This is a genomic window from Haemophilus parainfluenzae (genome assembly GCF_003252755.1).
GTDB lineage: Bacteria > Pseudomonadota > Gammaproteobacteria > Enterobacterales > Pasteurellaceae > Haemophilus_D > Haemophilus_D parainfluenzae_N.
The window spans coordinates 1-6,648 of the sequence record NZ_QEPT01000015.1 but is presented as its reverse complement, the minus strand read 5'-3'; the positions used below and the strand labels follow the sequence as shown (position 1 = coordinate 6,648).

2 protein-coding genes are annotated in these 6,648 nt (G+C 41.1%); both read right to left on the bottom strand.

Going from position 1 to position 6,648, the window contains the following annotated elements; genetic code table 11:
* Positions 1 to 5,333, bottom strand: a 5,333-nt coding sequence (locus DPV95_RS10235) for a two-partner secretion domain-containing protein (protein WP_115057714.1), incomplete at its 3' end; no start/stop codon positions are given.
* Between the two features lie 70 nt (positions 5,334 to 5,403).
* Positions 5,404 to 6,648, bottom strand: a 1,245-nt coding sequence (locus DPV95_RS10230) for a ShlB/FhaC/HecB family hemolysin secretion/activation protein (RefSeq protein ID WP_111407041.1), incomplete at its 5' end; no start/stop codon positions are given.

Genomic DNA, 6,648 nt, shown 5'->3' with positions numbered 1-6,648 from the left:
CGCTTATTTTTGAAATGATTGGTATCCGCTGCAATGTCAACATCATGTCCAGCCTGAATATGCAGATTATCATCCGCAATAGCCTGAATGCCTTTCGCCTTCACGTCATGACCTGCTGAAAGAAGTACGTCTTTACCACTCACCTGTGTGCCGACTTGAGTAACGGAGTGTTGTTGGTCAAGACTGGTTTTGGTCGTTCTAGCAAAGCTGCCACTTTTCGTTTTATGAAACTCTTCAAAATCACGGCTTTCTTTTGCACCATTCAACACAAGGTCGTTTTCTGCAATGGCCATTAACTTCGCGTCACTCTCTAGCTGTGCCCCTTCGGATAAAATATTTTTACCTGTTAGCGCAACATCACCCTTGCCTTTTACTCGGCTGACTACTGCCTCTTCCACTTTCTCATGACGGTAATGATTGCCTTTCCCCATCTTCTCATCAAAGCCCACTGAAAGTGCGGTGAGATTCATGTTATTTTTGCTTTGAACAAGTGTGCTGCCATTGCCATCGTTAATAATATCTGCACCTTTAGCGTTTAGATTATTTGATGAGAGTTGTAACTGGCCATCTTCTCCTTTCACATGGAAAAGTGCTTTACGAGCCAGTGTCGTTTCACTACGTTGAAAATGAGATAAGTCCACCTTTGTCGTCATCGTGGTACTTTCGTGATTTAAATCACCGCCCACATCCACCAAAAGGGCGCGCCCGGCTTCCACTTTACCGCCGATATTATCGAAGTTATTCGTGGTGTTGATGCCCACTTTATCACCCGTAATGGTGCCTGCGTTGAATAAGCTTTCGGTATTTAATAACGTAAGCTTACGGCCTGCAATGGTGCCGCTATTGGTTAAACGATGACTCCGTAAATCAATCACATCCGCTGAAATCAACGCACCTTCACCATTTAAGTCACCTTTCTGCACCATGGCATAGACACGAGGCGCCATTACTTTGACTTGTTTTCCGCTTGGTAAGGTTACCTCTTTTTCCTCAAACCAAACAATATCTGACGTAAGTTGTGCAACCTGAGCTGGGCTTAAAGCCACACCTGGGGTTAAGTTGAAGCGTTTTGCAAAGGTAATACCATTATCCATTAACCCTTTATATTGCGCCTCTAAATCTTGATAACCTGTTAAGAACATTCGGCCAGTCAGCTGATTCACTTGGTCACGCACTAAACGTTGCTCGTAATAGCCATCACCTAAGCGTCTCAAGATATTTTGTGGATCACGACGAAGTGCGTTGAACATATAGTCACTGCTGAGCCATTGCTTTTTATCGGTAAACGCTGAATCTGTTTCAATTAATGGGCGATTAGTGGCCTCTGGATTGGTGCGATAAAGGCTTGAGGTTGGCAAAGAAACATCCGCACCAATCGTACGAATTTCACGCTGCCCAGCTTTTGCATTCGATTGATTCACACCATTGGCAACATTGATATTGTTAGCAAGTGCGATAGTTTCCATCGAAAGATTAGCTTTTTCCGCCTCTGGCTTAAAGGTACTATAAGATTCAGTTTTTACTTGATTGAGATCGAGTGGCGTAATTACTACTTTTTCATAATCATGTCGACCATCCCACTCTCGTTGATGATATCGTTTAAATCCGCCTCTCCAACGAGAGTAAGTCCACTCTTGATTACCCTTATCAACAACTTGAGTAATCCCCATTTCTGGTACATTGTTTACTTCTTCAGAAGGGTTATTAGGATTATAGATCTTTCCAGCTGCAATTATTTGGCTTCGGTTATTTTCCACATTTCCATTAAATTCAACATCACCTTGGCTCAAAATCTTACCAGGATGCGTTTCTTTTACCTTTGTTTCACTGGTAATACGTTCTTTTACATAAATATCCCAGAATCGATAAAATTCTTTACCTGAGAGCTTTTTATTGTGAGCCAAAATTGCAGCATCTAATTGCTCGAATGCTTTTTCATTTGCCTTAGCCCACTCGAAATATGGCTTCATTTGAGCAGAATATTCAACCAATTTAGACTCATAATCAGCAACAGCTTTCCGGTACTCTACCATTTTTGATTCATATTCTTTCATGAGACGATCATAATCATGACGATTACGCCATGTTCGTTTAGGCTGTTTAGGCTCTTCTGGTGCTTGCTTTAACGTTTCATCCAAGCCACTTAGATCGGGTAATGTTGGAGAAGTAGATGGAGGAGCAATATTAAATGCTGCCCATATAGGATCATTATTTAAATAAAGTGCTTGAGGTACAACAACACAGCCTGAACGGGTTTGCTCATTGCCGCATACTTCCTCATTTGGCATTGGTAAAATATGGCCTTCAATTTTGCCATCCGATGGTCGCGTTACCTTATTTTGATTTTTATAAACCACTTTGCCCGCTCGACTAAAGGATGCCCAACGAAGTTGATCAAAATTAATACGTTCAGAGCTCCCATCTTCAAGCAGATAATGTTCATCCACTTTTTCACGTTTGACTTCTTCTAGCCTTGTATCAATACGCGCATTTTTGTTTAAAGTTTCACGCATACCAAGGATAACGCCTCGCCCTTCAATCAAACTACCGCTATTTAATAATTTATCGCCTAAACCTTTTGATTGATTGTTTTCATCTAAAGTACGACCAAATACAACTTTCCCTTCAGAGGATAATGTACCGCCAATACCATTAAACGCCCATTTTTGGGTAAAGACTGTTTTACTGTTCTCAACTAAAGGCGCTGCAACATCTAGACGTGCTTTTGCCGCAACAACCGCTGATTTAATCGTTCCATCAGATTGTAATTCATCTGTATTCACTATTTTTTGACCAGCCTGTAAAGCAACATGACCACCATAAATACGACCAGTACCGATATTAGTTAATGTATCACCGGTCTTGATAACATTTTCTACTGTCCCTTTAATCAACCCTCGGTTGGTTATATTCTGCTCACTTGTAAGTGCGGTTTGTTTTCCTTGAATTTCAGCATTCTCTGTATTTTCAATATTCTTAGCATTGACTTGGGTAGTACCTTCAGAAAGCAACCCTGCTCGATTAATCAAATTTCCTTGAGTAGTTAAACTTAATGAAGAACGACCAACTAAATCGCGTTGACTATCAAAATCTTGAACAAGTTGGATATTTGTATGGTTAGCCTCAATATCGCCATCACCAGAAAGTGCATTAACCTGAATATTCAATTTTTCTGCAGCCTGAATTGAACCTTGACTATTTTTTATGGAAGCCCCTCTACCCTGAATACGAATATCTCCTGTAGAGAATAGTTCACCTTGCGTGTTGTCTAATTGATTAACAATATTCAATACCTGAGAAGAAACCGAATAAATCCCACCTTGCTTATTGTCCAATTGATGAGCATTCACCTCAGCCTTACCAGCAAGAATACCCTGTGTTGGTACTGATTGCGCATTACCTTTAGTATTTTGGTTATTTAGATTAGTGGTATTAACCGTTAAATCACCCTGTGCTTGAATGAGTGAACCTGTATTGCCGACTTTTTGGTTATTAATATCCCTTGCAATATTTAACGTTGAAGAACCGTCAGCAACAATCATTCCAGCTCGGTTATCCACGGATAATGCAGTTAAAGTTAAACCTTTACCACTTAGCAAACGTCCTTCTCGATTATTTAAGAATTGATTATGCTGTGTAAGACTCATATTTCCACCAGAAAGTATTAAGCCGTTTTCATTATTTAACCCTTTTTCTAGGTTTAATGAGAAATCACGCACACCTTGGCTTGCCCATCGGCCATGTTGATTTTCCACCCTTTGCACGGTTGCATTAATCCAATCTGCTTTTAAATTAGCGTGCTGTGTTAAAAGTTGAGAAGGTGTACGCAATCCGATCTCGTTTTTTGCAACGAGCGTTGCTTGATTTGCGTTAATTTCACCTTTATTAGCCACAATATGAACATCTTGGCCACTTGTTTGGCTCTCGCTGACATCGACTGTTTGAGCTTGAACATCAACCTTACCAGAGGCAATATTTTTCCCTTTCGCCACAGTTGTTTTTACTGTTTTTATTTCAAGGTTTTTAGTCTCACCAACCTCATCTACTTCGCGGGCTTTACCATTTTCCTCAACACCCGCAGCTAATACTGAAGACTTACCCGCTTCGACTGAATTCGCTTGATAACGAATATGTCCACCAGAAATAGTCGAGCCCATCTGAGTAATTTTATTTTTAGCATCAACTAGAACATCACCTCGTGCTGTTTCAACTTTACCCTTTTGAACAAAATCAGATTTGGTTTTGATTTGGACATCTTGTTTACCGCTAATCACCCCTTCATTAACAATACGGCCTTGACTATCAATCTTCACCTCACCCGCTGATGCACCGATATGCCCCGCATTGCGTACACCAAGGCCTTGACCGTTATCCACTAAATGGATTTTCTCGGAATACATCCCACCCAATTGACTTACATCCACACTGTAGCTTTGGTTTTCACTTTGCGTGTCAGAAGTGCGGTCAGTGTTGTCGGCGTTTTTATCCCCCACGTACACAACCGAATCATTGGTACGGTCAACATTGTTTTTACCCGTGGTAACTTTAATCCCTTTCTTCGACCAAACCCCACCTTTGATTTCGGCCTTCTCCGCGATAATATCGGTGTAATCAGATTGACTATTATCCATGCCTTTTTGACCAACAGTCACTTTACCGCCTTTTACGCGATAGCCTTTCAACTCGCCATTTTCTACTTCCGCTTTACCGGTTGTCAGCGTGGTGCGTCCAGCATTAATCACACCACAGCCATCACATTGGATACCACTTGGATTGGCAATCACCACATCTGCTTTTTTACCTGCGACTTCTACATAACCTTTTAAACGGCTTGGATTAGCTGAGTTCACCTCATTAAGAATGACTTTTGCTTCACCACGAGCAAGATTCGGGTTACCTTGCACCCAACCGGCCATTTGCGTTTGTGCCGCTTTACGAGCATTGTTTAACACTGCCCCTTTCTCAGTTACATCAAATTGCGAATATTGGTTACGAGATACGCCACCTTTACTTGGTGTCTGAATATTCACTTGCGGTAAACCATTGCCGGTTTGAAGTACGGTGGGTTGTTGATTACCCGGTGCAGATTTATCTGCACGAATGGCCATATCTTCGGCATGAACAGAAGGCGATAAGAAGACAAAGCCCAATGCTAACATTAAGCTAAAATGAATAGGATTAAGAGAAAGTGCGGTTGAAAATAGCCCTGTTTTTTCTTGTTCTGCGCTCACATTTTCACTTTGTGCTTTACCTTGAGATTTTGCCAACTCAGAGACCACCACAAGCTGGTTTAATACACGGCTAAAAATCACTTTATAATGACGTTTATTCATTTTTTAATTTCCTTTAAAGTTTTAAATTCTGTTTGGTTTTAATCAATTTATTCATCTAAAAGTGTGAGCATTAAAAACGGTAGCTCACATTAAATCCGGTTGTCACATGACTGGTTCTAAATCCTTCCGGTTTTTTAATTGGAACACCTACGAAATAATCATAGTTAATGCCCCATAGTTTGCCGCGAAGTCCAATTGCGCCCCCCATTAAGCTATCACCAATTTGAAGCTCTTCTTGGCTAGAGTGCACCTTGCCTCGGTCTATTCCTAAATAAAGCTCATGTCCTTTATTGGCAATATTCCAACCGAGCTCATTTCGCCATAACCAACCTTTTTCACCGGAAAGTGATAGCTCGCCATCAAACCCTCGCACGGTATAACGGCCACCAATACTAAATTTATCTTGTTGTGTTAAAGGTGTACCGTTCCATTGTCCATTCCAGCTGGTGTTAAAGCGGAAAGGTTGATTGCCGATAGTGAAAGGATAGGTAAAATCAATGCCTGCAGTAAAAATCTGCATACGGGAAGTCCCTTCACCAAACGCTTCTTCCGGTGCTGGTAAGGATTTATTCCCACCCGTACCACGTTTATAGTTCGCAAACAGTTGTAACACTGTTTCACCAATGTATTGGGTATGATTAAGTCCCACTTCCCAACCTGCTGTTCGACGACGTTGCACTTCAATTTCGGTATCATTGATATAGTTATGCGATTTTTTTGTCCATAACGCGGCATTCACATAGGTTTTATGAAGACTTCCACGAGTTAATAAGCGACTTAAATTCGCTTTCATTTGTTGGCTTTCACCCGAATAGGTGTAAGACTCAAATGCGCCCGCTACCGTTTGGTGATAAGAATATTTTGAACCGGAAAGCGTTAAGAGATAGTTCTTCCAAGGAATGGAATAATAGAGACTGACATTTTTACTGCCATAATCGCCTTCCGCATCATCGCTATCACGTTTAAAGCTACGTGTACCACTGATATAGAACATATCATTAAGTGTTAGCACGTTATCCCAAGAAAACGTAGCTGAACCTTGTAAACGACCCGTAGCTTTACTGCCTGAATCATCTAATCCTAAGGTTAAATGAAAAGGTAAGCTTTGCTTATAAGCAATCACCACGTCTGTTTCACCTACTGCATCCGTTGGCACAAGCTCCATATTCGCATCAGCACTCGGTACACGTTTTAAGTTTTCTAAACCTTGTTCAATATTGCGAATATTTAATATATCCCCCTGCGCCATTGGCATGGCAAACCATAAGGTACCACGGGTGGCAAACGGAATCGCACTTTGGTCTTGTAATTGAAT